This is a genomic window from Pseudomonas moraviensis subsp. stanleyae (assembly GCF_036283065.1).
GTDB classification, from domain to species: domain Bacteria; phylum Pseudomonadota; class Gammaproteobacteria; order Pseudomonadales; family Pseudomonadaceae; genus Aquipseudomonas; species Aquipseudomonas stanleyae.
Window position 1 is genome coordinate 183,347 of the sequence record NZ_JAADJI010000001.1, and the last position, 25,616, is coordinate 208,962.

A 25,616-nucleotide genomic window follows, 5' to 3' on the forward strand; every position below is an offset into this window, starting at 1 on the left:
CGGGCTCCTAGGCAATGCTGCGCAGTTTAGCCTAGGCCGGTGGCCGGGCGTGCTAAACTCGCGGCCGTTTTACCTAATCGCTGCATTCTTCAGACGGAACACCCATGGCCAAACGCCAACTCAATCGTCGTCAAAACTGGCGCATCGAAAAGATTCAGGGCGAGCGCGCCGCACGCGCCGCCAAACGCGAGTCCTCGGCGGTCGAAGCCCTCGAGGGCGGCGACCTTGGCCCTGAACAACACGGCCTGGTGATCGCCCACTTCGGTGTGCAGGTCGAAGTCGAGGCCGTGGACGGCGAACTCGCCGGCCAAGTGTTCCGCTGCCACTTGCGCGCCAACCTGCCGGCGCTGGTCACTGGCGACAAAGTCGTCTGGCGCGCCGGCAACCAGGGCATCGGCGTGATCGTCGCGCAACTGCCGCGCAGCACCGAACTGTGCCGCCCCGACAGCCGTGGACAGCTCAAACCGGTTGCCGCCAACGTCGACATGATCGTCATCGTTTTCGCGCCGCTGCCCGAGCCCCACGCCAACCTGATCGACCGCTATCTGGTCGCCGCTGAACATGCCGGCATCCGCCCGCTTCTGCTGCTGAACAAATTCGACCTGATCGACGAACAGAACGCCCCGGCGCTGAACGCGCTGCTGGCGGTGTACCGCACGCTGGGTTATCCGGTGCTGGAAGTGTCGGCGCATCACGGCGATGGCATGGAACAACTGCAAAAGCAGCTCGACGGGCGCATCAGCGTATTCGTCGGCCAGTCCGGTGTCGGCAAGTCGTCGCTGGTCAACAGCCTGCTGCCGGAAGTCGAAACCCGCGTCGGGCCGTTGTCCGAGCTGTCCGGTCAAGGCACGCACACCACCACCACCGCGCGCCTGTTCCACTTCCCCGGTGGCGGTGAACTGATCGACTCACCGGGCATCCGCGAATTCGGTCTAGGCCACGTCAGCCGCGCCGACGTCGAAGCCGGTTTCATTGAGTTCGACGACCTGCTCGGAACCTGCCGTTTCCGCGACTGCAAGCACGACCGCGAACCGGGTTGCGCGCTGCTCAAGGCCCTTGAAGACGGCCGCATCCAGCAGCAGCGGATGAACAGCTACCGCTCGATCATCGCCAGCCTGCCTGAAAACGGCTATTAAACAGTCACGCCGGCAGCCCTGCAGCATGGGCCGCCGGCTGTCGGACTGCATCTGACTCACACCTCTCCCTGTTAAACATCAGTCTCTTCTGTAGGCTTTTGCGCACCTGCTCGCAGGACCTTTCTGTTTTGCCGCGCAGACCTTGTGGGCCTGCGCCAGCGGCCTACATTCGTTTCCTCCTTCGCTTACCGCGATCCAAGAGGAATCCAATGCAAAGCTGTCATTCATTCATCAGCCATTCGTCTCGCTACGCCCACTTGCGTAATCCGCACAGAATCGTCAGCGCGTTCAGCCTGCTCACGGTGGTGTAGCCATGCGCAAGGCACTCTTCATCGGCATCAACGATTACACGCATATCAGCGGGCTGAGCGGCTGTTGCAACGACGCCATGGCCATGGCCTCGGTACTGAAAACCAACGCCAATGGCGACCCCAACTTCAAGAATGTCGTGTTGACGTCCGCCGAGGATTATCTGAGCCGGGAGAAAATCGAGGACCAGATCCGCGAACTGTTTTCCGGCGACTGCAACGTCGCTCTGCTGTACTTCGCCGGCCATGGCGGTTTCGATGCCGACACTGACGAAGGCATGCTGATCCCGCAGGATTACCGCAATACCAAGGACGGCATCCGCATCAGCGACATCCTTAACTGGGCGGACAAAGCCACGCGGATCAGAAACAAAGTGATTATCCTCGACTGCTGCGAAAGCGGTTCGGCCGGCGAAGTGCGCGCCCTGCGCAGCGAAAGCAGCATGGTCAGCGAAGGCATGACCATTCTGACCGCCTGCAAAAAAGCCCAGCCGGCGCTGGAGGGCGCGCAGCACGGCGTGTTCACCGGCCTGCTCCTGCAAGCGCTGCATGGCGGCGCAGCGAACATCCTCGGCAGGATCACCCCTGGCAGCCTGTATTCCTTCGTCGACAACGCGCTCGGCGCCTGGGAGCAGCGCCCGGTGTTCAAGACCAATGTGTCGCAGTTCATTTCCCTGCGTGAAGTCTCGCCGCTGATCCCCAAGGAAATCCTGCGCAAATTGCCGGACTGGTTCGCCGAAGCCGAATCGGTGTTCCCGCTCGACCCCAGCCATGAACCCACCGAAAAGGCCTTCGTGCCAGAGCATGGCGCGGTTTTCGCCCAGTTGCAGAAGTGCAATCGCCACAGCCTGATCGAACCGGTCGACGCGGAGCACATGTATTACGCCGCAATCAACTCCACCGGCTGCCGCCTGACGGCACTCGGCGCCTACTACCGCGAACTCGCCCTCAAAGGACATTTCTGATGCCAGTCTTTATCAGCTACCGCCATGTGGATCGCACCCACGCGATCGCCATCAACACCCGCCTGACCCAAGCGAAGATCAGGACTTACCTCGACGTGCTGGATCCGGAATCGCAGACCACCGACGACATCACCGGGGTCATCACCCGCAACATCACCGAGTGCACGCATCTGCTGGCGGTGGTATCGGAGAAGACTGCTATGTCGTGGTGGGTGCCGTTCGAGATCGGCGAGGCGACGATCAGCAACCGGCGCATCTGTACGTTCAAGACCGGGCCGGCGCAATTGCCGATCTATCTGGACAAGTGGCCGAAGCTGAGCATGGCCAGCGATCTGGACTTCTTTATCGATGCGTATCGCGATGAGGTGTCGAACCAGCGCTCGATAACACTGGATTCGTTCAGCGACTCGGTCAAGGGTGCTTACAAGCGCGATGCAGAGATGTTTCATGAACAGTTGAAGAACCGGATTCGTCGCGGGTTCTAGAGTTTCGTTACTTTCGAAAAGCCCCTCACCCTAGCCCTCTCCCAGAGGGAGGGACTGACCGAGGTGAATGCTCCAAGTACGCCGACCTGAAATACCGAGTCGAACTCGAATTCGAAAAGCACACAAATCGGCGCCCTTCCCCCTCGCCCCCTTGGGGGCGGTCCGACGTTTCGGGAGGGCTGGGGTTGAGGGGGGTGTTCTTGGCAACGCACCAAATACAAAGCCGAAAATCAGCCCAAAAAAAACCGACATCACTGTCGGTTCCTTTTTAAATCACTGCTTCGGCGCTGGCGCCGCCCCACCCGGCTCGACCGGCTTCGGCGCAGCGTCATCAAACAGATTCAACCGTTCACGCAACTCATGAGCCGGCACGGGCTGCTTGTCCGCCGGCAGCGCATTCGGATCAACCGGGGCTGCCGGAGCAGCACCGTTCTGACCCTGATCCGTCGGTTTCGCCGCCTCAGGCCCCTGCGCACCTTCAATCGCCGCCTGGGCTTTTTTGGTCAGCACGACAATGTCGATGCGGCGGTTGACCGGGTTGAACGGGTTTTCCCGATCAAACAGTGCCGACGAGGCATAACCGACCACCCGTGCCACCTGCGCATCCGGATAACTGCCGGCGACCAAGGCGCGACGAGCCGCGTTGGCGCGGTTGGCGGAGAGTTCCCAGTTGCCGTAATCGCCAGTGCCGATGTATGGCTTGGCGTCGGTGTGGCCGCTGATGCTGATCTTGTTCGGCACCGCTTTGATGGTGTCGGCCATGGCCAGCAGGATGTCTTCAAAGTATGGCTTCAAACGCGCAGAACCAGAGTCGAACATCGGCCGGTTCTCGGCGTCCATGATCTGGATGCGCAAGCCGTTCGGGGTGATTTCGAAGAGGATCTGATCCTTGAATTTCTGCAGCTGCGGGTTTTCGTCGACCTTGTTCTGCAGTTCTTGCAGCAGCAGTTCGAGACGCTCCTTCTCGACCTGCTCGGCCATGCCTTCCACCTGGTCGGTGTCGACCGTGACCTTGTCCGGTTGCGGTTGCGATTTCACTTCCGGGTTGAGGGTGTTTTCCGGCGCCAGGGTCGGTGTACCACCGAGGTCGATGATGTACGGCGTGCCGCTTTCGGAGAAGCCGACCGGGTCCTTGAAATAACCGGCGATGGCGATCTTCTGTTCCGGCGTGGCGGTGGACAGCAACCACAGCACCAGGAAGAACGCCATCATCGCCGTGGCAAAGTCGGCGAAGGCGATTTTCCACGCCCCGCCGTGGTGCCCGGCGGCAATGCGCTTGACGCGCTTGACGATGATCGGCTGATTATTTTCCATGACTTAACGACCGCGAACCGCTTGTTCCAGCTCGGCAAAGCTTGGACGGTGCGCCGGGTACAGAACCTTGCGGCCGAACTCGACCGCCAGCGACGGCGGCATGCCGGATGCCGAAGCCACCAGCGAGGCCTTGATGGCTTCGTAGACATTCAGCTCTTCCTTCGCATCGTGGGCCAGGGAATGCGCCAACGGGCCGAAGAAACCGTACGCCGCGAGAATACCGAAGAAGGTACCGACCAGTGCCGCACCGACGTGCAGACCGATCGACGCCTGGTCGCCCTCGCCCAACGAAGCCATGGTCACCACAATACCGAGTACCGCCGCGACGATACCGAAACCGGGCATGCCGTCGGCGATGCCGTTGACCGCGTGCGATGGGTGTTCGAGGTCTTCCTTGAGGCTGTACAGCTCCATGTCGAACAGGCCTTCCAGTTCGTGCGGGGCCATGTTGCCGGAGGACATGATGCGCAGGTAATCGCAGACGAACGCGGTCATGCGTTCATCCTTGAGCACCGCCGGGTACTTGGCGAAGATCGGGCTCGCGGCGGCATCTTCGATGTCGCCTTCGATGGCCATCATGCCTTCGCGGCGACTCTTGTTGAGGATCTCGTAGATCAGCCCGAGCACTTCCAGATAGAAGGTGTGGGTGAAGCGCGAACCAAACATGCTCAGGGATTTCTTGAGCACGTGCATCGTCATGTAGCCGGGGTTGGCCTGGAGGAATGCACCGAGGGCCGCACCGCCGATGATCATCACCTCGAAGGGCTGGATCAGGGCGGCAATCTTGCCGTGGGAGAGCACGTATCCGCCGAGCACGCTCGCGAATACGACGATGATGCCGATAATTTTAGCCATAGGTAGAAGGTACTTGTTTAAGTCGGGTTCAAGGTCATATTCGGAAGTTAAAAAATCTCTTCTTCTACTTATCGGCAAAACTGCGCCAGACTATAGCCAGTTCAGGCGAAAAGCCAATTTAGCCCATGCCGGGCGCGTCTACTGTCAGTGAAGATCTTGTCCAGACATGGCTAATGAAACGAACGTCCCACACGCACAACCGAGCACTCTCCAGGCCTGGGTCAAGCTGCTCGACAGCGTCCGCCTGCCCGTGCCGCAAGAGGCGCACGACAAAGTCTGCCGGGCGATCCGCGACAACCGCAGCTCGCTGCGCGACATCGCCGACCTGATGCAGGACAGCCCGGCGCTGGCCTTGAGCATCATCCGTGAGGCGAATCGTCACACCCACGGCACCATGGCCGCGCCAGCGGAAAATCTTGAGGTGGCAATCAATCGCCTGGGCCTTGCGCGCACTGAAGAATTGCTCGCGCGCCTGCCCGCCGAAGCGCACAGGCAGATCCCCAAGGCCTTGCGCCAATTGCAACTGATCAGCCAACACGCGACGCAACAGGCCAACGGTTTTTTCGCCAGTCGCCTGGCGCGGCTGTGGCAGGATATTCATTGGGGCAGCCTGTTGTTCCTCTCGCCGCTATGGCCACTGGCACTGACCTATCCGCAGTTACTCGAAGAATGGGAACTGCGGGTGATCCACAAGGGCGAGTCAGCGCGGGTGGTCGAAAAGCAATTGTTCGGCGTGCGCCTGTTGAAGATTGCCGAGGCACTGGTCCAGGCCTGGCATCTACCGATCTGGGTCGAGCAAGGCTACAAATTGCTGCTCAGCGAACAACGCGAACTGGTCAAAGTCCTGCGCATCGCCCGTGACAGCGAACACCCGCTGCGCCAGCAGAATCGCCTCGACGATGACCCGACGCTGCGGCGCTGGCTCAACCAACCGGCCAATACCGTGCTGCTCGCCAACGGCCTGGCGCTGTCGGCGCAACAGGCTTGGGACAGTCCGCACAGCAAGCGCTGGCAGTATCTGACCAGCCTGTATCTGCAGATTTCCATGGATGAAGTGCAGCAACAGTTGCACCAGCAAGCGGCGAACAGCGCGCGTCAGCATGCAATGCCCGATCTGTGGCACCCGGCAGTTTCGCTGATCTGGCCGTGGGGCAGCCGTCGTTTGCCGGCGGGAATGCTTCCGGCAGCAACACCGAATGTCGAAGATTTGAGCCAGTGGCGTCGGCAATGCGCCGAACTGCTCGCCGAGCCCAGTCGCTTCACCAATGCGATGAGCCTGACCGTCGCTGCCCGCGAGGCACTGGTGGCCAGCGGCATGCGCCGGGTGATGATTCTGATGGCTGACCGCACGCACTCGACTCTGCGCGTGCAGCAAACCGCTGGCCTGCCGAAGGACGCGGCGGCGCTGAGTTTTCTCGTCAGCCAAAGCAAAGTCCTGCAGCGTCTGCTCGCGCAGCAGGCACAGGTGCGAATCACCCCGGAGAACAACGCGCAGTTCTCCGCCTTGTTACCCGCGGGGCTGCGCACGCTGTTTCGCGGCGAGCATCTGTTCCTGCGTTCATTGGTCAACAATGGCCGGGTGATCATGATTGTCGTCGCCGATCAGGGCGGCGGGCCGTTCGCCGACATCACCGTGCAGGCCTTCGGTAAAACCGCGCAGTGCATCGAAAAAGCCCTGCACAGCTTTAGCAGCCGCGGCCAATGAGCCTGCGCTACAATCCTCCCCTTTGTGCTCTGGAGACCTCACATGTCTGACTTCTCTGGCTTGCCGCTCGTCATCGAGCCGAGCGACCTGCTGCCGCGCCTGGAGTCCCCGGAACTGATTCTGGTGGACCTGACCAGCCCTGCCCGGTATGCCGAAGGTCACTTGCCCGGCGCACGTTTTGTCGACCCGAAACGCACCCAGCTCGGCCAGCCGCCCGCGCCGGGCCTGATGCCGGCGAAAGCCGATCTGCAAGCATTGTTCGGTGAGCTTGGCCATCGCAAGGACGCGGTATACGTGGTGTATGACGATGAGGGCGGTGGTTGGGCCGGGCGCTTCATCTGGCTGCTCGACGTCATTGGCCACGACAAGTACCACTATATAGACGGTGGCCTGCCGGCCTGGCTGGCGGCCGGCATGCCCATGTCGATTCAGGTGCCCGCCGCGGTCGGTGGTCCGGTGTCGCTGACCTTGCATGACGAACCGACTGCCACCCGCGAATACCTGCAAAGCCGCCTCGGCGCGGCCGATCTGGCGATCTGGGACGCACGCGGGCCGCTGGAATATTCCGGCGAGAAAGTCCTCGCAGCCAAGGGCGGGCACATCCCCGGCGCGGTCAATTTCGAATGGACCGCGGGCATGGACCCGGCGCGTCAGTTGCGCATCCGCACCGACATGCCACAGATCCTCGAAAAACTGGGGATCACCAAGGACAAGGAAATCATTACCCACTGCCAGACCCATCACCGGTCGGGCTTCACTTATCTGGTGGCCAAATCCATCGGTTATCCGCGGGTCAAGGGCTACGCCGGTTCCTGGGGCGAATGGGGCAACCACCCCGACACGCCTGTCGAGATTCAAGCTTCCAAGGACAACTAATGAAAGAGCGTCTGTTTATCCTCAGCCAATACCTGCTGCCGCATCACCTGCTGTCGCGCCTGGCCGGCTGCATCGCCGAATGTCGCGTGCGCTGGTTCAAGAATGCCTTCACCCAATGGTTCGCCAAGCGTTATCAAGTGGACATGTCGCAAGCGCTGGTCGAAGACCTGACCGCTTACGAGCACTTCAACGCGTTCTTCACTCGTGCCCTGAAAGACGGCGCGCGTCCGCTGGACGAAACACCGGGCGCGATCCTCAGCCCTGCCGACGGCGCGGTCAGCCAGCTCGGCCCGATCGAGCACGGTCGCGTGTTCCAGGCCAAGGGCCACAGTTTCAGCGTGCTGGAATTGCTCGGCGGTGATGCGGCCAACGCAGCGCCGTTCATGGGCGGCGACTTCGCCACCATTTACCTGTCGCCGAAGGACTACCACCGCGTGCACATGCCGCTGGCCGGTACCCTGCGCGAAATGGTCTACATCCCGGGGCGGATCTTCTCGGTGAATCAGACTACCGCCGAAAACGTCCCGGAGCTGTTCGCTCGCAACGAGCGTGTGGCGTGCATTTTCGACACCGAGCGCGGGCCGATGGCGGTGGTGCTGGTCGGCGCGATGATTGTCGCGTCGATCGAAACCGTGTGGGCCGGTCTGGTCACGCCACCCAAGCGTGAGCTGAAAACCTTCCGCTACGACGAAGCCGCGCGCGCGCCGATTCATCTGGAAAAAGGTGCGGAACTGGGGCGCTTCAAGCTCGGTTCGACAGCGATCGTGCTGTTTGGCCCGGATCAAGTGAAGTGGGCTGAAGAGCTGGTGGCCGGCTCGCCAGTGCAGATGGGCCAGGGGCTGGCACTGCCGAAAGCGTGATCCTGTTCGCGGAAGCAGCCGAGGCTGCTTCCGCAAACTGCGACATTTGCTGCTATGGTTTGGCTCATGAGCCAGAACCTCTTCCCTCCCAAGCTACGCGCTCCGACTCCTACGCAAACGCGCCTGTCGTTCTGCGACGCCAGCCCGCGCGACCTCAAGCGCTGGATCGCCGGCCTGCCCAAGGCCAATATCGGCGAAACAGCCCGCCTGCTTTATCAAGGCCTGGGCGAACTCAACCTGTTGCTCACCCCAAGCGACAATCGCCTGCAACTGCTGGAGCTGCTGCGGCCTGAAGTGTATTTCGTCTGTCAGCATCTGGAACGGCACTTCCTGCATCAGGCGATCATGCTCGACGAGCGTTCGCGCAAGGTCAGCAACCTGTGCCAGGCCCTGCAAGGCCAGTTGGCCATCGGCTATAAACAGATCGTCCTGCGCATCCTGCCGAAATACAGCAAGGACCGCGCGACGCTGGTCGGCACCGCAATGCAACGCGCCGCGCATGCGCTGAAGGCGCAACTGGTGCGTGCGACGCAGTTGTACAGTTCTCCACCCGAGCATGTGTGGTTCGAACTGCATCAGCTGTATCGCTGCGCTTCTGAACTACAGTTGCAGCAACGGCGGCTGCGCGATGATCTGGCTTTCCTGACCAGCGAACTGAGCGTCGAGCAAACCTACATCGCCGCTCTGCTATTGGGCAGCGCCCGTTGCAATCAATTGCGCCAGAGCCAGATCGCCCGGCTGGCCGAGGTGATCGAGCCATGGAGCGCCCTGCTCAAGCTGCATCCGGGCAACGCCGACGATGGGTTGTTCGCGATCAGCCCGGAACTCGATGTCGGCCCGCGCTACCGCAAGATGTTTCGCAGCGAGCAACAGAGCGGGCTGCTGGGCTTCGATCCGCAACCGCTGGTCAAGCAACTCGAAACGCACTTGTTGCAGCAGCCGGCTTCGACTCCCCTGCCCGTCTCTGCCGGACTCAGCATTGATACCCTGCAACATCTGCACGCCACCTGGGGCCAGGCGGCGGAGCGCAGCTTTCAGCGCAGCGCCGGCCAGGGCACGTTAACCGTGTGCGTCGGCATGAGTGCCCTGCACTTCTACCTCGGCGGCGAGCGCACCTTCAGCGAGTTGCTCAAACATCCGGTTGCCCGCGCGGCGAATTTCAGCAGTGTGGTGGCCAACGGCGAGAAGGACAGCTGGAGTCAGGCGTTCGACGCTGCCCCGCAAAGCAACGATGAGCGGTTGCCGTACGAGGAAATCCAGTACGACCAGTTGGCTGAAGACGAGGGTCCCGGCAACGCGCCGAACTATCCGACTTACGCCTTGCCGGTGATCAACCACAGCCCCGGCGGCTATTGCCTGGCCTGGCCGAGCGAGGTTCCCGCCGAATTACAGGCCGGGGAAATGCTCGGCATTCAGGACAGCGAAAGCAAAGGCTGGAGCATTGCGGTGATTCGCTGGATCCGCCAGGTACGCGGCAGCGGCACGCAGATGGGCATTGAACTGGTCGCACCACACGCTCAGCCGTGCGGCCTGCAACTGGTGCGCTCAAGGGACGATCACGGCCATTATTTGCGCGCTTTGCTGCTGCCGGAGATCAGCGCGATCGACTTGCCGGCCACCGTACTGGCGCCGCGCCTGCCGTTTCAGGAAGGCAACAAAGTGCTGATCAACACTCAAGGCGAGGAACACCGCGCCGGCCTGGATCGGCGGGTGGCGAGTACCCACAGTTTCAACCAGTTCGCCTATCGCTCGCTGGATCCTGCGCAGAATGGCGGGGGTGAGGAGGATTTTGATTCGTTGTGGAATTCGCTTTAGACCGAGGTGCGGTCTTCGCGAGCAGGCTCGCTCCCACATTGGAATGAGGTTCCCTGTGGGAGCGAGCCTGCTCGCGAAGGGGCCGGTTCAGGCGCTCAAGAACTCAAAGCTGCCCGTCACGATCGCGGAAGCCCAGCAGATACAACACACCATCCAGACCCAATGTTGAAATCGCCTGCTTCGCTGACTGCTTGACCAGCGGTTTGGCGCGGAACGCCACGCCCAGCCCGGCAATCGCCAGCATCGGCAGATCATTGGCGCCGTCGCCGACAGCAATGGTCTGCTCCAGACGCAGACCTTCCTTGTGCGCCAATTCCTTGAGCAAGTCAGCCTTGCGCTGCGCATCGACAATCGGCTCGATCGCCACGCCGGTGCACTTGCCGTCGACCACTTCCAGCTCGTTGGCGAACACGTAGTCGATGCCAAGTCTGGCTTGCAGCTGTTTGGCGAAATAAGTGAAGCCGCCGGACAGAATCGCGGTTTTGTAGCCGAGACGCTTGAGTTCGGCGAACAGGGTTTCGGCGCCTTCGGTCAGGCGCAGCGAAGCACCGATCGAATCGAGCACACTGACGTCGAGGCCCTTGAGCAGCGCCAGACGTTCCTTGAAGCTGGCGCGGAAATCCAGTTCACCGGCCATCGCGCGCTCGGTGATTTCCGAAACCCGATCACCGACGCCGGCCGCCTTGGCCAACTCATCGATGACTTCCGCTTCGATCAGCGTCGAGTCCATGTCGAATACGGCCAGACGGCGGTTGCGGCGGAACAGCGAATCTTCCTGAAACGCGATGTCGACGTTCAATTCCTGCGCGACGCTGAGGAATTCGGCGCGCAGGGCCTGCGGATCGGCCGCTTCGCCGCGCACGGAAAATTCGATGCAACCCTTGCCCTTGTCGGCCGGCGTGTCCAGCGGCATGCGCCCTGACAGACGATCGATATGGTCGATGTTCAGGCCATATTTGGCGGTGATCGCGCTGACAGCCTGCAATTGGCCGGCGGTGACTTTGCGCGTCAGCAGAGTAACGATATGGCGTTTCTTGCCCTGATTGCCCACCCACTGCTGGTAGTCCTCTTCGGACACCGGGGTGAAGCGCACTTGCTGGTCGAGTTCGTAGCCCTTGAACAGGATGTCCTTGAGCACCGACTTGCCCTGCTCGGAATCGGGAATCTCAACCAGGATGCCGAACGACAGGGTGTCGTGGATCACCGCCTGACCGATGTCGAGAATGTTCACACCACCTTGTGCCAGAACACCGGTGATGGCCGCCGTCAGACCCGGACGGTCGACTCCCGTGATGTTAATCAGGACGATTTCGCGCAACGCGCACCCCCGCAACTGGAAAAAAACCGCATTCTACCCACTTTCAGTGACCATCGGGCACCGCGAGCGCTTTGCCGGTCTGGGGCCTGTCGCTATACTGCGCGTCAACTTCACGGACAAAGAGCCGAGCTCAAGTGAACCGGCCCACGCCAGTCAAAACCGATAACTTCTTCCTGCTGATCTTCCGTGCACTGCGCCACCGCCGTGTACCGATTGCATTGCGCATTGCCAGCCACAACGTGATCCTGGTCGCTCTGGCCCTGGTGATCTATGCCGGGGTGATGGGTCTGCAATTCAAGCAGGCCATGCACGAGCAGGCCGATGCGCTGGGCGAAAGCCTGACCACGCAGACCGCCACTTCCGCCACCGAGCTGCTGGTGTCCAACGACATCCTCAGCCTCAACGTGCTGCTCAACAACCTGACCAAGAACAAACTGGTCGCCCACGCGGCGATCTACAGTGTGGACAACCGCATCCTCGCCGAGTCCGGTCAGCGTCCCAAGCACAGCCTGCTGGGCGAAGCCGAGGGCATGTACGAGAGCAAGATCACTTTCCAGGACGTGACCGCCGGGCAACTGCGCATCAGTCTGGACATGGATCAGTTCCAGCAGCCGATGACCATCAGCTTGCAGAGCATGGGCATTTTGAGTGCGATTCTGCTGGCGCTGTCATTGGCGCTGAGCCTGCGCATGGGTCGTTATCTGTCGACGCCGCTGCTGCAACTGCGTGTGTGGCTGCGCCGCATCGACGCGCATACACCGGGCATCGATCGGCAGGATGAAATCGGCGATCTGGCGCGCCAGCTGCACGCCAGCTACGCCCCGGAACCGGAGCCTGAGCCTGAACCCGAGCCGGAATTCGCCGAGGATGAAGACGAGCCGGAATTCGAGGTGCGTAACCTGCGCGATCCGAGCTTCGACGAAAGCCGCCCGCTGGCGGCGAAGAAACCGGCACCGCGTCACCTGGTGAGCACGGTCGAAGACGATGATGACGATGACGCCTTCGCCGACCTGCGCGACGAATCGATCACCGGCGCCGCCCAACCGCTCACACGCAAACCGAGCCCTGACGTGCCGCAGCACACCGCCGTGCTGGCCGTACAACTCGGTTCGCAGGAACAACTGCGCCGCTTGCCGCGCGCACGTCTGGAAGAATTGCAGGAACGCTATCGCGACTGCCTGGAGCAGGCCGCTTCGCTGTATCAGGGAGAAATCGAAACCCTCAACGATGGCAGCACACTGTTGCTGTTCCACACCGAAGACTGCGGCGACGACTACCTGACCAATGCCATCTGCTGCGGCGAACTGTTGCGTGCTCTGGGTCATCAGTTGCAAATCGAGGTCGCGGACAGCGGCATCACCCTGCAATTGCAGCTGGGCCTGACCTTGGGCGATGAATTGTTCGGCCTGAGCCAGATTGATCTGCTGCTGACTGATTCTGCGCAGGATGCACTGGCCTTGTCGCAGCACAGCCGCAATCTGCTGCTGGTCGAGCGCAAGATCAGTGATGACGCGCTGATCCGCCAGCGTGCGCGGATCCGGCCGATCGCCAGCCCTGAAGGCGCTTGCTGTGTCGAGCGGTTGATGGAGCCGTATCCGTCGATGCTGGAGCGGCAACTGGCGCGGATGCATGAGCGCCGGGCGTAAGGTTTAGGCCACATACGCAAAAGCCCGCAGATGAGTGAATGTCTGCGGGCTTTTTTGTGCGCGGCGTTATTGGAATCGTGTTCATCCCTGAAAGGCCCCTCACCCTAGCCCTCTCCCGGAGGGAGAGGGGACCGATTGGGGGATATTCGAGAGTTATATCGACATGAACGTTTGGCTGTGAATCCATAATCGCCAAGATCTCTCAGGTCGATGTAAGACGCCAGACACCTCGGTCGGTCCCCTCTCCCTCCGGGAGAGGGCTAGGGTGAGGGGCTTTTGATCTTCCACCCCACCTCCAGACACAACAAAGCCCGCACAAGGCGGGCTCTGTTCTGACTCGTTCCAGGCTCAGAAGCGAAACACTTCCATATCCGTACGAATCGGCGAAGCCATCGGAATCTTCGGTTGCTTCTCGGCATCCGTCGCCGGAGCTGCGGGTTTCGGCGCGGCTTTACGCGGTGCCTCGGCCACTGGCGGCTGGTTGGCCAGCGGCTTGAGCGCCACCGACAACTGCTCGGCCAGACGCTGCAACAGAATCCCCTGTGCCTGCACCTGCGAAGCGGTGCTGCCTGCGTGCAATTCCTGCAGATGAATGATGCGGTTATCGCGCACCTTGCCCCGGCGATCGATCAAACGCCATTGCGCATCGAGAATGGCCGGTTGTTTCGCACCCGAGTCCAGGCGAGTGATGGTCAGCAGCACCTGCACATCCGGGGTGAACCCGGCGGTGGCAGGTGCCAGCACTACACGCTGGCTGTCCAAATGACCGGCAACCTGACGCATCAGCAACTGATCGATATCCGACGAAAGGCTGCCAGCCCAACGACCGTCCGTCGCCGCTTGCAGGCTGCCGTCGGGTTGACGTTGCAGAAGAGTCTCGCGCTGAAGGTAATCGGCAACAACTACCGGCCCCAGCAAAACCGCCATGCCCGCGCTTTGCGCAGGCTGAACCGGACTTCCGCTGTCCAGTTGGTACAGCGACACCGGCTGGTGAACGCTGCAACCCGCCAGGCCAAGAACGCCGGCGAGCAACAAAATAAGGGGGCGTAGAGCAGTCATCATCCCGTCCAGGTGGCCGCCACAAGGCTGACCACAGTGAAAATACTCAATAAATATGAAGAACGCTCGACCACGCCGGCGCTTGAAAGGCCATATCATCCGTGAATATGCGTTCCGACTCCAGCGCCAAAGCGTCGATCTACGCGTTTAATCGCAGATCGAACGCTCTAGGAAGGCGTTCTCGTCTAATTGAGGTTTTCGACGAGCAGCGCATCCACTCGCTGGAAGCCCCGTGGCAACTTGTTACCACGGCGTCCGCGTTCACCTTTGTAGTGCTCGAGGTCGTCGGCCTTCAGCGACAGGGTCCGTTTGCCAGCTTGCAACACCAGTGTGGCGCCTTCCGGCAGGACGGCGATGTCCGTGACATATTCTTCGCGACTGGCCACGCGCTCACCGGAAATACCGATGATCTTGTTGCCTTTGCCCTTACCCAATTGTGGCAGATCGCTGATCTTGAAGATCAGCAGGCGACCTTCGGTCGTGACCGAGGCCAGCCAGTTCTGCTCACGATCGGCCACAGGGCGCGGCGCGATGACCTTGGCGTTGTTGGGCAGACTCAACAGCGCCTTGCCAGCCTTGTTCTTCGCTTGCAGGTCTTCGCCTTTGACCACGAAGCCGTAACCGGCATCGGACGCAATCACGTACAGCGCATCGTCTTCCGGCATCAGCACGCATTCGAACGAAGCGCCCGGTGGCGGCGTCAGCCGGCCGGTCAACGGTTCGCCCTGGCCACGGGCCGAAGGCAAGGTGTGCGCGGCGACCGAATAGCTGCGGCCGGTGGAGTCGATGAACACGGCAAACTGATTGGAGCGCCCCGCCGCCGAGGTCTTGAAGCCATCGCCGGCCTTGTAGGACAGCCCGGTGGCGTCGATGTCATGGCCCTTGGCCGAACGCACCCAGCCTTTTTCCGACAGCACGACGGTGACTTTCTCGTTCGGCAGCAGATCGTGTTCGGTCAGCGCCTTGGCTTCGGCGCGCTCGACGATTGGCGAACGGCGGTCGTCGCCGTAGGTTTCGGCATCCTTGAGCAGCTCGGTGCGCACCAGTTTCTTCAGCTTGGCTTCGCTGCCCAGCAGGGCTTGCAGCTTGGCTTGTTCCTTGAGCAGTTCGTCCTGCTCGTCGCGCAGTTTCATCTCTTCCAGTCGCGCCAACTGACGCAAGCGGGTGTCGAGGATGTAGTCGGCCTGAATCTCACTGAGGGCGAAACGCTCGATCAGCTTGGCTTTCGGGTGCTCCTCGGTACGGATGATGTGGATCACTTCATCCAGATTGAGGTAGGCGATCAGCAAGCCGTCCAACAGGTGCAGACGACGCTCGACCTTGTCGAGGCGGAATTGCAGGCGGCGGCGCACGGTCAGCACGCGGAATTCCAGCCATTCGACCAGCAGCGCACGCAGATTTTTCAGCTGCGGCTTGCCGTCCAGACCGATGATGTTGACGTTGACCCGGTAGGTCGACTCCAGCTCGGTGCTGGCGAACAGATGCTGCATCAGCGCTTCGTGATCGACGCGGCTGTTGACCGGAATGATCACGATGCGGCACGGGTTTTCGTGGTCGGACTCGTCGCGCAGGTCAGCGATCTGCGGCGCTTTCGATGGTTTGGCCTGCATCAGCGCAGCGATCTGCTCCAGCACCTTGGCGCCGGAGACCTGATGCGGCAGCGCGGTAACGATGATGTCACCGTCCTCGACGTGGTACACGGCGCGCATGCGCACCGAGCCCTTGCCGGTTTCGTACATCTTCAGCAGGTCGGCGCGCGGCGTGATGATTTCCGCTTCGGTCGGATAATCCGGGCCCTGAATGTGCTCGCAGAGCTGCTCGACCGTGGCTTTCGGCTCATCGAGCAGGCGCACGCAGGCAGTGGCAACTTCGCGCAAATTGTGCGGCGGCACGTCGGTGGCCATGCCCACGGCGATACCGGTGGTGCCATTGAGCAGAATGTTCGGCAAACGCGCCGGCAACACCAGCGGTTCCTGCAGCGTGCCGTCGAAGTTCGGGCCCCAGTCAGCGGTGCCCTGGCCCAGTTCGCTGAGCAGCACTTCGGAATAGCGCGACAGCCGCGCTTCGGTGTAACGCATGGCGGCGAAGGACTTCGGATCGTCCGGTGCACCCCAGTTGCCCTGGCCGTCAACCAGCGTGTAGCGATAGCTGAACGGCTGCGCCATCAGCACCATCGCTTCGTAGCACGCCGAGTCGCCGTGGGGGTGGAATTTGCCGAGCACGTCACCGACGGTACGCGCCGATTTCTTGTGCTTGGAATCGGCGTCCAGCCCCAGCTCGCTCATGGCGTAGACGATACGCCGCTGTACCGGTTTCAGGCCGTCGCCGATATGCGGCAAGGCGCGGTCCATGATCACGTACATGGAGTAGTTGAGGTAGGCATTTTCGGTGAAGTCAGCCAGCGAGCGGCGTTCTACACCGTCCAGGCTGAGATCAAGGGAGTCGCTCATGCGGGCCTCATCGGTTCGTTGTCTGGCGCAGCAGCATGGTGCCACCGCGCTGGGTAAATTCAAGTTTGTTCAGGGCGCTCATGCCGAGCAGCACCTGATCGCCATGCAGCCCCGGCACCACCAGTGCGCGGACATCCCGCAGCACGATGTCGCCCAATTGCAGGCGGGCAATCTTCGTTCGATAACCCTGGCTCAGGCCATTGGCCGTGCTCAGGGTCACGCCGAAACCTTCTTGCAGCTTCAAACGCTTGGCCAGATCCGCCGGGATCGCCACATCGGTGGCGCCGGTGTCGAGCATGAACTCCACCGGCTCACCGTTGATCTGGCCGCTGGCGACAAAATGCCCTTGGGCATTGCTCGCCAGTTTCACCTCGATGAAACCTTCGCCCTGCTCCGAGGTGACGACAATGTTCGGATTCTGCTGGCGCTGCTCCCACTGGCCGAAAAACTTCGTCGCGAGAAACAGCGCCGCGCACCAGGCGAGAGTCATCAGCACCCGACCGGCACGCCTGCCCGGCGGTTGCTGGCTCATGGCCTGGCGCTCCAGCCACCGTCCGGCGCGGCAAAGCGCCAGACCACAGGGCGGACCTCACCGTCGGCACGCGGGCCAAAATTGTTGTCGACGCCGATCCATGCACCCTCGGCATCAATGATCAGTGCTTCTTCCAGTCCGTAGTTCTGCGAGTAGCGGCGATTTTCCTGCAACAGTTCATCGGCATACGACCAGCATTTCTCGACCTTGGCCGTCTGTGCATCGCGACGACAGACCTCATAAGCGTTGCGTTCAAGAGTAAACAGCTTGCCGTTGAACAATGAAATGTCGGAAAAGTCGCGATGAACCGCTTTCGCCTTGGGAAACTGTGGCGGCTGCATCTCCTTGCCACCCTCACTGAGCAGCACGCAGCGCCCGTCGCAATCCCACACCGTCTGCTGGCGCTTGATCAGCAGCAGGCCGCGCTTTTGCCGTTCGGCGGCCAGCCAGATCTGATCACCGGCCGGGTTGATCGCCAAGCCCTCGAAGATCGAATTGAACTTCAGCAGCATGCCGCTCGCCCGCGCCTCGCGAACCAGTAGCGGCGAGATCTTCAGCCAGTTCGCCGGGCCGCTGACGGGCACCTGCAATACCGCCGCATGGGCTTCACTGACGATGTAGCGATTACCGGAACTGTCGCAACTGATGCCCTCGAAATCCAGATCGCCACCGCGAATGAACGATGCCGCCCAGGTGCGCGAGCTCAAGCCCCAGGGCAAGCCGCTTTCGGGCACAGGCGGCACGTCGATGTGCACGGTTTGCGCTTGCCAGACCGGATCGCGGGTATCGAGCCGGTAGATCTGCTCGTCATCGCGATCGGACACCGTCCACAGTTCATTGCCGCACATGGCCAGACCCGACAGGTTGCCGCCACGCATGCCCACGACCGGGTGCTCGGAGAGCACGCGCAGTTCCTGCAACGGCTCGGCCGACACGCTCAGGGAACTCAGCAGCAACGCACCCGCCAAGGCCCAGCCAAACTGCATCAGGCCAGCACCTCGGCGAGGTTGCCTTTGGATTCCAGCCAGGATTTGCGGTCGCCGGCGCGTTTCTTCGCCAGCAACATGTCCATCATTTCCGAGGTTTCGGCGAAGTCTTCACCCAGCGTCAGTTGCACCAGACGCCGGGTGTTCGGGTCCATGGTGGTTTCACGCAGTTGCGGCGGGTTCATTTCACCCAGACCCTTGAAGCGGGTGACCTGCGGCTTGCCGCGTTTCTTCTCGGCTACCAGGCGATCAAGAATACCGTCGCGCTCGGCTTCGTCGAGGGCGTAGTAGATCTCTTTGCCGAGGTCGATGCGGTACAGCGGCGGCATGGCGACATAGACGTGACCGGCATCCACCAACGGCCGGAAGTGCTGGACGAACAGCGCGCACAGCAACGTGGCGATGTGCAGACCGTCAGAGTCGGCGTCGGCGAGGATGCAGATCTTGCCGTAGCGCAGCTGGCTCATGTCCGCCGCGCCCGGATCGACGCCGATGGCCACGGCGATGTTGTGCACTTCCTGACTGGCAAGCACTTCGCTGCCGTCGACTTCCCAGGTGTTGAGGATCTTGCCGCGCAACGGCAGGATCGCCTGGAATTCCTTGTCCCGCGCCTGCTTGGCCGAACCGCCGGCGGAGTCACCCTCGACCAGGAACAGCTCGGAACGCATCGGATCCTGCCCGGCGCAGTCAGCCAATTTGCCGGGAAGTGCCGGGCCTTGGGTGACGCGTTTGCGCTCGACTTTCTTGCTCGCCTTGAGGCGGCGACCGGCATTGTTGATCGCCAGTTCAGCCAGGGCCAGACCGGTTTCCGGGTTGGCGTTGAGCCACAGGCTGAACGCATCCTTGACCACACCGGAAACGAACGCCGCCGCTTCACGGGATGACAGACGCTCTTTGGTCTGGCCGGAGAATTGCGGTTCCTGCATTTTCATCGACAGGACGAAAGCAATGCGCTCCCAGACGTCTTCCGGCGCCAGTTTCACGCCGCGCGGCAGCAGGCTGCGGAATTCGCAGAACTCGCGCATCGCGTCGAGCAGACCCTGACGCAGACCGTTGACATGAGTACCGCCCTGGGCCGTCGGGATCAGGTTGACGTAGCTTTCCTGCACCGCGTCGCCACCTTCCGGCAGCCACAGCAGCGCCCAGTCGACCGCTTCCTTATTGCCGGCAAAGGCGCCGCAGAACGGCTCGTTCGGCAGACGTTCGAACTCGCTGACCGCATCCACCAGATAGGAGCGCAGGCCGTCTTCGTAATGCCACTCGACCTTCTCGCCAGTGCCTTTGTCTTCGAAGCTGACCAGCAAGCCCGGGCACAACACAGCCTTGGCCTTGAGCACGTGCTTGAGGCGGCTGATGGAGAATTTCGGCGAGTCGAAGTATTTCGGGTCCGGCGCGAAGTACACGCTGGTGCCGGTATTGCGCTTGCCAACGGTGCCGACGATTTCCAGCTCGGAGGCCTTGAAGCCGTCCTTGAAGGTCATCTGGTATTCGTTGCCGTCACGCTTGACGCGCACGCGCACTTCGGTGGACAGCGCGTTGACCACGGAAATACCCACCCCGTGCAAGCCGCCGGAGAACTGGTAGTTCTTGTTGGAAAACTTGCCGCCCGCATGCAGTTTGGTGAGGATCAGCTCAACGCCGGACACACCCTCTTCCGGGTGAATGTCGACCGGCATGCCACGGCCGTCGTCGCTGACTTCCAGCGAATGGTCGGCGTGCAGGATGACCTGCACCGATTTGGCGTGGCCGGCCAGGGCTTCGTCGACGCTGTTGTCGATGACTTCCTGGGCGAGGTGGTTCGGCCGACTGGTGTCGGTGTACATGCCGGGGCGTTTGCGCACCGGGTCGAGGCCCGAGAGGACTTCGATGGCGTCGGCGTTATAAGAACTAGCGCTGGGAGTGGCCATAAGGTCTCGTCGTCAGTCATTCATGAAAGAGGGGCAAGACTTCACAGCGTGGTGAAATCGATTGCCTGATACATATCGGCAGCCATGCCGGCAAAACTCAGCAACGCCGGCAATTGCCCGGCAAAGCCCTGAAAACTGTGGTCGCCGCCAGCCTGGATGCGCAGGGCACAGGCGCGGTAATACTGTTGGGCGAGGCGATAATCCAGCGTTTCGTCACCGGTTTGCAACCAGACCTGATAACGCTGCGGATCCTGCGGTGGTGGCACTTCCAGTTCGGCCAGCGCCGTGACGTGGTCGTGGGTCAGGTCCCAGGTTTCATCGGTGTAGAGGTTTTTCTGTGTGCCCAGATAACCATCGAACATCCGGTGCGGGCTGACCGCCGGATTGACCAGCAGGGCTTTCAGGCCATGGCGCTCGGCCAGGTGAGTCGCATAGTAGCCGCCGAGCGAACTTCCCACCAGCAACGGCCGGCCCAGCTCGGCGATTGCCTGCTCGAGCTGACCGATGGCTTCGCGCGGATGGTGATGCAGCGCCGGCACGCGCAATTGCTCGCTCAAGCCCAGCCGCTCCATGACCGCGACCAGCTGACAGGCCTTCTTCGAGGCCGGCGCGCTGTTGAAACCGTGGATATAGAGGATCGAACCGGACATTTGAGCTCCCTGGCTGTCGGCGAAAGATAGCGGAGTTTACAGGGAGAAGAGCCGGGATTGGGGGTGGGCTCGATAAATTGGTGTGACAGCAAGAGCAGCCCTCACCCTAGCCCTCTCCCGGAGGGAGAGGGGACCGAATGGGGGATCTTGGAGAGCAACACCGACCTGAACGTTTTGCCGTGAATCCATAATCGACACCGCTGTTTCAGCCCGACGCATAAAGAAAGACACCGCGGTCGGCCCCCTCTGCCGGAGAGAGAGGGAACCGATGGGGGATATAGAAGAGCTACGCCGACATGAACGCTTTGCTGTGAATCCATAATCGCCACCGCTGTTTCAGGTCGATGCATAGCGCAAGACACCTCGGTCGGCCCCCTCTCCCTCAGGGAGAGGGCTGGGGTGAGGGGCTTTTGATTGTCAGTTCAGTAGCCATTGGAACCGTAATCGACGGTGAATTCGAAGTCAGTGACTCTTTCGACGCCAGTTTCCAGTTGCCCATCCGGCAACAGCCGCAACCACCGATACCCCGGCGCTTGCTCGCCGACCTTGAAATCCGCACTGCCCGGCTCGAACTGAATGCACGTCGACGGCGACGCCATCAAGCGCACACCATTGCGCTCGCGGTCGATTTCCTGATGCACATGCCCCCACAGCACCGCGCGAACCTGTGGAAAGCGATCCAGCACTTCAAAAAAAGCTTCAGGATTGCGCAAGCCGATCGGCTCCATCCACGCGCAGCCGATTGACACCGGATGATGATGCAGGCACACCAGATGATGACGCTCCGGCGCTTCGCTCAGCGCGCGGGCCAGCAACTGCAACTGGTCGTCCTGCAGATAGCCCGGTACCGAACCCGGCACCGCCGAATCCAGCATGGTCACCCGCCAATTGCCAATATCGACCACCGGTTCCAAGAACGTGCTCTGCACCGCCGCCTCGGCCATCACCAGCGGCTCGTCGTGATTACCGGGAATCCAGCGCGCCGGCGCATCGATCTGCACGGTCATCTGGCGAAATGCCTGATAGGACTCCAGCGTGCCGTCCTGGGAAATATCGCCGGTGGCCAGCAGCAGGTCGATCTGCGGCTGTTGCCCCAACACCAGCTCGATGACCTTCTGCAGACTTTCACGGGTGTTCATGCCCAGCAGCTTGCCGTCCGCTTCGGCGAACAGGTGGCTGTCGGACAACTGCACCAGCAGCGCCGGGTCGGCGCTGGTCAATGTCGATACGCTGGGCAAGGCGTTCTCCCGGGGCTATGGCGCGCAATGGATGGGTGCGGCAATTATGCTGGGGGATGACACAAAGGGGAAACCGCCGAAGCGGACGCAGTTCACAACTAGCGAACGACTTCGTACTCGTGCCCCAGCGCCAGGCAATGACTCAGCCATTCGCCGAGAAACACATTGAGCTGAGCCTTTTCATCGGGCTGGTGCATGGCGGCGTTCGGATAAGGATAGATGCCGCGAAAGCGTCGTGCATGTTCGGCGCTGATCACTTCGGCCATGCGCGCGTCGTGATAGACCTGCACTTCCAGCTGCGGCACCGGCAGCCATGGCAGGCTGTGCTCCTGGCGCACCTGCAAAGTCGTGGTGTACGGGCAGGTCTGCAGCACTTCGAGGGCGAGCACGCCGAGCATCTGCTCGCCCTGGGTCACAGCGATGCGCCGCGCCTCGGGTTCGTTGCGCATGTCCGGCAGCAGTCGCATCAGGCGCGCGTAGTTGGCCTCGCAGGCGGCTTGCAGCCCTACGAGGTCAACCCGATAACGATCGCGCAGCTTGTTTACGACCATAGCCCCCTCACTTCGGCGCGGTTCAGCGCCAGCCACTGCAAGGCGATGATGCTCGCCGCGTTGGCAATCCGTCCGTCGCGCACGGCCTGCAAGGCATCTTCGAATGCCCAGACCGTTACGCGAATGTCTTCGGCCTCTTCTTCCAGCCCGTGCAGACCGCCGACACCGTCGGTGCTGCAACGCCCCAGATACAAATGCACGAATTCGTTGCTGCCACCCGGCGAAGGGAAATACTTGGTCATCGGCCACAACGCCTTGATGTCCAGTCCAGCTTCCTCCTGCGCCTCGCGGTGAGCAACTTCTTCCGGTTGCTCATCCTTGTCGATCAGACCGGCGACCAGTTCGACCAGCCAAGGGTTGTCGGCCTTGCCCATGGCGCCGACGCGAAACTGCTCGATCAGCACCACTTCATCGCGCGGCGGATCGTACGGCAGGACGCACACGGCATCGTGACGCACGAAGATTTCCCGGTTGATCTCGCGGCTCATGCCACCGGCGAACAACTCATGGCGCAGGTGCACACGATCGAGCTTGTAGAAGCCCTCGTAGCATTTTTCGCGCCGCACGATATCGACGGCGGTCGGAATGGCGTTGGCAAAGTCAGTCATAAGCATCCTCTTTACTGCACATCCATCACGAGGCTGCGTGCGGTTATCGGCAACCTCGACTTCGCGCCATCCTAACGCGCCCGCACCGTTTGATGCAGCCCCTTTACCGTCAGCGGGATGGACGGTGACAGTGAAACCCACTCTAATTAGCTTAGTGGCGAACTGACTGCTTCGTTGAGAGTCGAAGCGGTAACTTTTCGCCTTCCCCTGCTTTCGAAAGGACGCCCATGTCGCTTTTCAAAATTGCCTCTGTGGCCGCTATTGCCCTGACTCTGGGCGCCTGTGCCAGCCTGTTCCAGCCCAACTATCGCACGCCGCTGGAAACCACCCGCGACGCCTCGGAACAACTCAAACCCGGCTGTTCCAACCCCGATTGCCCGCTGGTGAACATCGACACCCTGCGCTTCCCGGACGAGCCGGCACTGGACGGCATCATTGAAAAGCGTCTGCTGCAAATGACCCGCACCGAGAAGAACGCACCAGTGGCGCCAACCCTGGCCGCCTACCGCGAGCAGTTCCTGGCCAGCGCCGGCCCGCGCAACAGCAGCTACCTGCAAGCGAAAGTACGCGAGCAGCATGACGGACTGGTGATCATCGAGCTGTCGAGCTACCTCGACACCGGCGGCGCCCATGGCAACCCCGGTCGCGGTTTCATCAATTATTCGCGCCAGCAGCACAAGGTGCTGAACCTGTCCGACATGTTGCTGCCGGGTCAGGAGGACGCGTTCTGGAAAGCCGCACAAGTGGCGCACAACAGTTGGCTGATCAGCACCAAGCTCGATCAGGAGGCCGAATTCGTGGCGAACTGGCCGTTCGTGAAAACCCCGCACGTAGCACTGACCTACGGCGGCGTGATCCTCAAGTACGACGTGACCACCATCGCGCCTTACGCGCTGGGCCACGTCGAACTGAAGATTCCTTATCCGCGCCTGAACGGCATTCTCAAGCCTGAGCTGTTTCCCGGCCGTAACTGAAGGCCCGGCCCAGGATTAATTGCAGCAGCCCTGCCAGCACCAGCGCCGGCAGGGTGGCGCCGACATCCGGATACAGATTCGCCAGCAAGTGGTAAGTGCTCACCCCACCCAGCCACGCCAGCAACGCCGGCCAGCGCAATGCGGCTGAAGCGACCTGAGCACTGCGCTTGCGCAGGATGAAGTGATCCACCAGAACCACGCCGAACAGCGGCGCAAACACCGAGCCGATCAACAGCAGGAAATTCTGGTACTGCGCCAATGGCGCCAGCAGTGCGATCAGCGTACAGATCACGCCGATAGCCAAGGCCAGGTGCTCGACTTTCAGGCGCAACAGAATCCCGCTCGATACCGCTGCCGAATGAATATCGGCGAAAGCGTTTTCCGACTCATCCAGCAGAATCAACAGCAACGGAATCCCTAGACCAGCACCGGCCAATGCCAACAACAACGCGTTGACTTCCCCACTCGGCGCAAACGCCAAGGTATAGGCCACGCCAAGGCTCATCAGCCAGAAATTGCCGATGAAGAAACCCACCGCCGTGCCACCGAAAACGTTCTTCGCGCGCTTGCCGAAACGCGAGTAATCGGCAATCAGCGGCAACCACGACAGCGGCATGGCGATAGCAATGTCGAAGCCCACGGCAAACGGCATCGAACCGTCACCGGCGCGCGCCCACAGTGCCGCGAGATCGGCTTTGGCGAACAGGTTCCAGGTCAGCCACAGACACGCCGCGAGCAGCAGCCAAATGCCCCATTTGCGCAGAATCTGCCGCACGAACGTCAACGGCCCGCTCACCGCGAGCAAGGTCGCCAGCGCACCGAAAAACAGCGTCCACAGAATCGGGTTGGCCCAGAGCGAGCCTTCGCTGAACGCACGGGTGCCAAGCAGGCTGGCGGCATCGCGCATGACGATGATTTCGAACGAGCCCCAGCCGATCAGTTGCAGCAGATTGAGCAGCGCCGGCAGGCTCGCGCCCTTGCTGCCGAGGCTGAGCTTCAGCGCCGCCATCGAAGACAGGCCGGTATCGCTGCCGATCACGCCGACAGCGGCGAGCAGCAGCACACCCACCAGCGTGCCAAGGAAAATCGCCAGCAACGAACCGGACAGACCCAGGCCCGGCGCGAGCAATGCGCCGGTCTGCAAAACCATCAGGCCGATGCCGAGGGAGAACCACAGGGAAAACAGATCGCGCCCGCCGAAGACACGCTTTTCAGCGGGTACGGCGAGGTCGGGAGAATAAGCGCCGGGTTGAATGCTCAAGGGTGTGATCTCAAAGAGGAGCAGGAAAAAGCTGCAAGCCGCAAGTTAAAAGCGGTACGCGGACTGCTCCTAATCTTGCAGCTTGCAGCTTGCAGCTTGCAGCTTGCAGCTTGCAGC

Annotated in this window: 22 protein-coding genes; 9 read left to right on the forward strand and 13 right to left on the reverse strand. The window is 61.5% G+C overall.

The window, feature by feature from the left end; all coding sequences use genetic code 11:
- Positions 1-104: 104 nt before the first annotated feature.
- The 3 genes from rsgA (at position 105) to GXB78_RS00740 (ending at position 2,894) form a co-directional block, all read left to right on the forward strand.
- Positions 105-1,136 carry a small ribosomal subunit biogenesis GTPase RsgA gene (rsgA, locus tag GXB78_RS00730; protein ID WP_024011360.1) on the forward strand — a complete coding sequence of 344 codons (1,032 nt, stop codon included), beginning with the start codon at positions 105-107 and terminating at the stop codon, positions 1,134-1,136.
- A 313-nt stretch (positions 1,137-1,449) separates the two neighbouring features.
- Positions 1,450-2,409: a caspase family protein gene (locus GXB78_RS00735; protein ID WP_329513746.1), complete on the forward strand. Its 960-nt coding sequence runs from the start codon at positions 1,450-1,452 to the stop codon at positions 2,407-2,409.
- Positions 2,409-2,894 (forward strand): toll/interleukin-1 receptor domain-containing protein, encoded by a 486-nt coding sequence (locus GXB78_RS00740; RefSeq protein ID WP_329513747.1) that lies wholly within the window; start codon positions 2,409-2,411, stop codon positions 2,892-2,894. The genes GXB78_RS00735 and GXB78_RS00740 overlap by 1 nt, the downstream gene beginning before the upstream one ends.
- A 273-nt stretch (positions 2,895-3,167) precedes the next feature.
- Here GXB78_RS00740 and motB read toward each other — a convergent pair whose 3' ends face one another.
- Both motB and motA read right to left on the reverse strand, forming a co-directional pair.
- Positions 3,168-4,208, reverse strand: coding sequence for a flagellar motor protein MotB (motB, locus tag GXB78_RS00745; protein ID WP_329513748.1), 1,041 nt, complete (start codon positions 4,206-4,208; stop codon positions 3,168-3,170).
- Positions 4,209-4,211: 3 nt separating this feature from the next.
- Positions 4,212-5,063 carry a flagellar motor stator protein MotA gene (motA, locus tag GXB78_RS00750; RefSeq protein WP_024011357.1) on the reverse strand — a complete coding sequence of 284 codons (852 nt, stop codon included), beginning with the start codon at positions 5,061-5,063 and terminating at the stop codon, positions 4,212-4,214.
- Positions 5,064-5,229: 166 nt separating this feature from the next.
- On the opposite strand from motA, the gene GXB78_RS00755 reads away from it, so the two are divergent.
- The 4 genes from GXB78_RS00755 to GXB78_RS00770 all read left to right on the forward strand — a co-directional run bounded on the left by GXB78_RS00755 (position 5,230) and on the right by GXB78_RS00770 (position 10,319).
- Positions 5,230-6,768: an HDOD domain-containing protein gene (locus GXB78_RS00755; RefSeq protein WP_329513749.1), complete on the forward strand. Its 1,539-nt coding sequence runs from the start codon at positions 5,230-5,232 to the stop codon at positions 6,766-6,768.
- A gap of 42 nt (positions 6,769-6,810) precedes the next feature.
- A complete protein-coding gene (gene rhdA / locus GXB78_RS00760) occupies positions 6,811-7,644 on the forward strand; it encodes a thiosulfate sulfurtransferase (RefSeq protein WP_329513750.1) in 834 nt (277 codons plus the stop codon).
- Positions 7,644-8,504 carry an archaetidylserine decarboxylase gene (gene asd / locus GXB78_RS00765; protein WP_024011354.1) on the forward strand — a complete coding sequence of 287 codons (861 nt, stop codon included), beginning with the start codon at positions 7,644-7,646 and terminating at the stop codon, positions 8,502-8,504. Before rhdA ends, asd begins: the two co-directional genes overlap by 1 nt.
- Before the next feature lie 66 nt (positions 8,505-8,570).
- Entirely contained in the window at positions 8,571-10,319 is a 1,749-nt protein-coding gene (locus GXB78_RS00770) for a molecular chaperone (protein ID WP_329513751.1), read from the forward strand.
- 103 nt (positions 10,320-10,422) lie between these two features.
- Here GXB78_RS00770 and serB read toward each other — a convergent pair whose 3' ends face one another.
- Complete coding sequence (gene serB / locus GXB78_RS00775; RefSeq protein ID WP_041477650.1) at positions 10,423-11,637, reverse strand: phosphoserine phosphatase SerB; 1,215 nt, start codon at positions 11,635-11,637, stop codon at positions 10,423-10,425.
- Between the two features lie 134 nt (positions 11,638-11,771).
- On the opposite strand from serB, the gene GXB78_RS00780 reads away from it, so the two are divergent.
- The gene (locus GXB78_RS00780; RefSeq protein WP_329513752.1) at positions 11,772-13,283 is read left to right on the forward strand and encodes an AhpA/YtjB family protein; all 1,512 of its coding nucleotides are present in this window, start codon (positions 11,772-11,774) and stop codon (positions 13,281-13,283) included.
- A gap of 348 nt (positions 13,284-13,631) precedes the next feature.
- Here GXB78_RS00780 and GXB78_RS00785 read toward each other — a convergent pair whose 3' ends face one another.
- The 9 genes from GXB78_RS00785 to GXB78_RS00825 all read right to left on the reverse strand — a co-directional run bounded on the left by GXB78_RS00785 (position 13,632) and on the right by GXB78_RS00825 (position 23,264).
- Positions 13,632-14,342: a PqiC family protein gene (locus GXB78_RS00785; RefSeq protein ID WP_329513753.1), complete on the reverse strand. Its 711-nt coding sequence runs from the start codon at positions 14,340-14,342 to the stop codon at positions 13,632-13,634.
- Between the two features lie 185 nt (positions 14,343-14,527).
- Positions 14,528-16,792, reverse strand: coding sequence for a DNA topoisomerase IV subunit A (gene parC, locus GXB78_RS00790; RefSeq protein ID WP_130909839.1), 2,265 nt, complete (start codon positions 16,790-16,792; stop codon positions 14,528-14,530).
- Between the two features lie 7 nt (positions 16,793-16,799).
- Positions 16,800-17,324 (reverse strand): retropepsin-like aspartic protease family protein, encoded by a 525-nt coding sequence (locus tag GXB78_RS00795; RefSeq protein ID WP_329513754.1) that lies wholly within the window; start codon positions 17,322-17,324, stop codon positions 16,800-16,802.
- Complete coding sequence (locus GXB78_RS00800) at positions 17,321-18,310, reverse strand: esterase-like activity of phytase family protein (RefSeq protein WP_329513755.1); 990 nt, start codon at positions 18,308-18,310, stop codon at positions 17,321-17,323. The genes GXB78_RS00795 and GXB78_RS00800 overlap by 4 nt, the downstream gene beginning before the upstream one ends.
- Positions 18,310-20,217, reverse strand: coding sequence for a DNA topoisomerase IV subunit B (gene parE / locus GXB78_RS00805; protein ID WP_024011346.1), 1,908 nt, complete (start codon positions 20,215-20,217; stop codon positions 18,310-18,312). The genes GXB78_RS00800 and parE overlap by 1 nt, the downstream gene beginning before the upstream one ends.
- A 41-nt stretch (positions 20,218-20,258) precedes the next feature.
- A complete protein-coding gene (locus GXB78_RS00810) occupies positions 20,259-20,867 on the reverse strand; it encodes a YqiA/YcfP family alpha/beta fold hydrolase (protein WP_329513756.1) in 609 nt (202 codons plus the stop codon).
- Between the two features lie 422 nt (positions 20,868-21,289).
- A complete protein-coding gene (gene cpdA, locus GXB78_RS00815; protein ID WP_329513757.1) occupies positions 21,290-22,105 on the reverse strand; it encodes a 3',5'-cyclic-AMP phosphodiesterase in 816 nt (271 codons plus the stop codon).
- 98 nt (positions 22,106-22,203) lie between these two features.
- On the reverse strand, positions 22,204-22,656 hold the full coding sequence (locus GXB78_RS00820) for a DUF1249 domain-containing protein (RefSeq protein ID WP_039756811.1): 453 nt from the start codon (positions 22,654-22,656) through the stop codon (positions 22,204-22,206).
- Positions 22,647-23,264 carry an NUDIX domain-containing protein gene (locus tag GXB78_RS00825; protein WP_329513758.1) on the reverse strand — a complete coding sequence of 206 codons (618 nt, stop codon included), beginning with the start codon at positions 23,262-23,264 and terminating at the stop codon, positions 22,647-22,649. The genes GXB78_RS00820 and GXB78_RS00825 overlap by 10 nt, the downstream gene beginning before the upstream one ends.
- A 227-nt stretch (positions 23,265-23,491) precedes the next feature.
- On the opposite strand from GXB78_RS00825, the gene GXB78_RS00830 reads away from it, so the two are divergent.
- On the forward strand, positions 23,492-24,238 hold the full coding sequence (locus GXB78_RS00830; RefSeq protein WP_329513759.1) for an RsiV family protein: 747 nt from the start codon (positions 23,492-23,494) through the stop codon (positions 24,236-24,238).
- Here GXB78_RS00830 and cytX read toward each other — a convergent pair.
- On the reverse strand, positions 24,207-25,499 hold the full coding sequence (gene cytX / locus GXB78_RS00835; RefSeq protein ID WP_329513760.1) for a putative hydroxymethylpyrimidine transporter CytX: 1,293 nt from the start codon (positions 25,497-25,499) through the stop codon (positions 24,207-24,209). The two genes, GXB78_RS00830 and cytX, sit on opposite strands and share 32 nt — an antisense overlap.
- Between the last annotated feature and the right edge of the window lie 117 nt (positions 25,500-25,616).

Coding starts and splice junctions, on each gene's coding strand:
- parC (WP_130909839.1), bottom strand. CDS start 16,792: ATGAGCGACTCCCTTGATCTCAGCCTGGACGGTGTAGAACGCCGCTCG.
- GXB78_RS00785 (WP_329513753.1), bottom strand. CDS start 14,342: ATGACTGCTCTACGCCCCCTTATTTTGTTGCTCGCCGGCGTTCTTGGC.
- rhdA (WP_329513750.1), top strand. CDS start 6,811: ATGTCTGACTTCTCTGGCTTGCCGCTCGTCATCGAGCCGAGCGACCTG.
- GXB78_RS00820 (WP_039756811.1), bottom strand. CDS start 22,656: ATGGTCGTAAACAAGCTGCGCGATCGTTATCGGGTTGACCTCGTAGGG.
- motA (WP_024011357.1), bottom strand. CDS start 5,063: ATGGCTAAAATTATCGGCATCATCGTCGTATTCGCGAGCGTGCTCGGC.
- rsgA (WP_024011360.1), top strand. CDS start 105: ATGGCCAAACGCCAACTCAATCGTCGTCAAAACTGGCGCATCGAAAAG.
- asd (WP_024011354.1), top strand. CDS start 7,644: ATGAAAGAGCGTCTGTTTATCCTCAGCCAATACCTGCTGCCGCATCAC.
- GXB78_RS00795 (WP_329513754.1), bottom strand. CDS start 17,324: ATGAGCCAGCAACCGCCGGGCAGGCGTGCCGGTCGGGTGCTGATGACT.
- GXB78_RS00755 (WP_329513749.1), top strand. CDS start 5,230: ATGGCTAATGAAACGAACGTCCCACACGCACAACCGAGCACTCTCCAG.
- GXB78_RS00770 (WP_329513751.1), top strand. CDS start 8,571: ATGAGCCAGAACCTCTTCCCTCCCAAGCTACGCGCTCCGACTCCTACG.
- GXB78_RS00800 (WP_329513755.1), bottom strand. CDS start 18,310: ATGCAGTTTGGCTGGGCCTTGGCGGGTGCGTTGCTGCTGAGTTCCCTG.
- GXB78_RS00735 (WP_329513746.1), top strand. CDS start 1,450: ATGCGCAAGGCACTCTTCATCGGCATCAACGATTACACGCATATCAGC.
- GXB78_RS00830 (WP_329513759.1), top strand. CDS start 23,492: ATGTCGCTTTTCAAAATTGCCTCTGTGGCCGCTATTGCCCTGACTCTG.
- GXB78_RS00740 (WP_329513747.1), top strand. CDS start 2,409: ATGCCAGTCTTTATCAGCTACCGCCATGTGGATCGCACCCACGCGATC.
- GXB78_RS00810 (WP_329513756.1), bottom strand. CDS start 20,867: ATGTCCGGTTCGATCCTCTATATCCACGGTTTCAACAGCGCGCCGGCC.
- parE (WP_024011346.1), bottom strand. CDS start 20,217: ATGGCCACTCCCAGCGCTAGTTCTTATAACGCCGACGCCATCGAAGTC.
- GXB78_RS00825 (WP_329513758.1), bottom strand. CDS start 23,264: ATGACTGACTTTGCCAACGCCATTCCGACCGCCGTCGATATCGTGCGG.
- motB (WP_329513748.1), bottom strand. CDS start 4,208: ATGGAAAATAATCAGCCGATCATCGTCAAGCGCGTCAAGCGCATTGCC.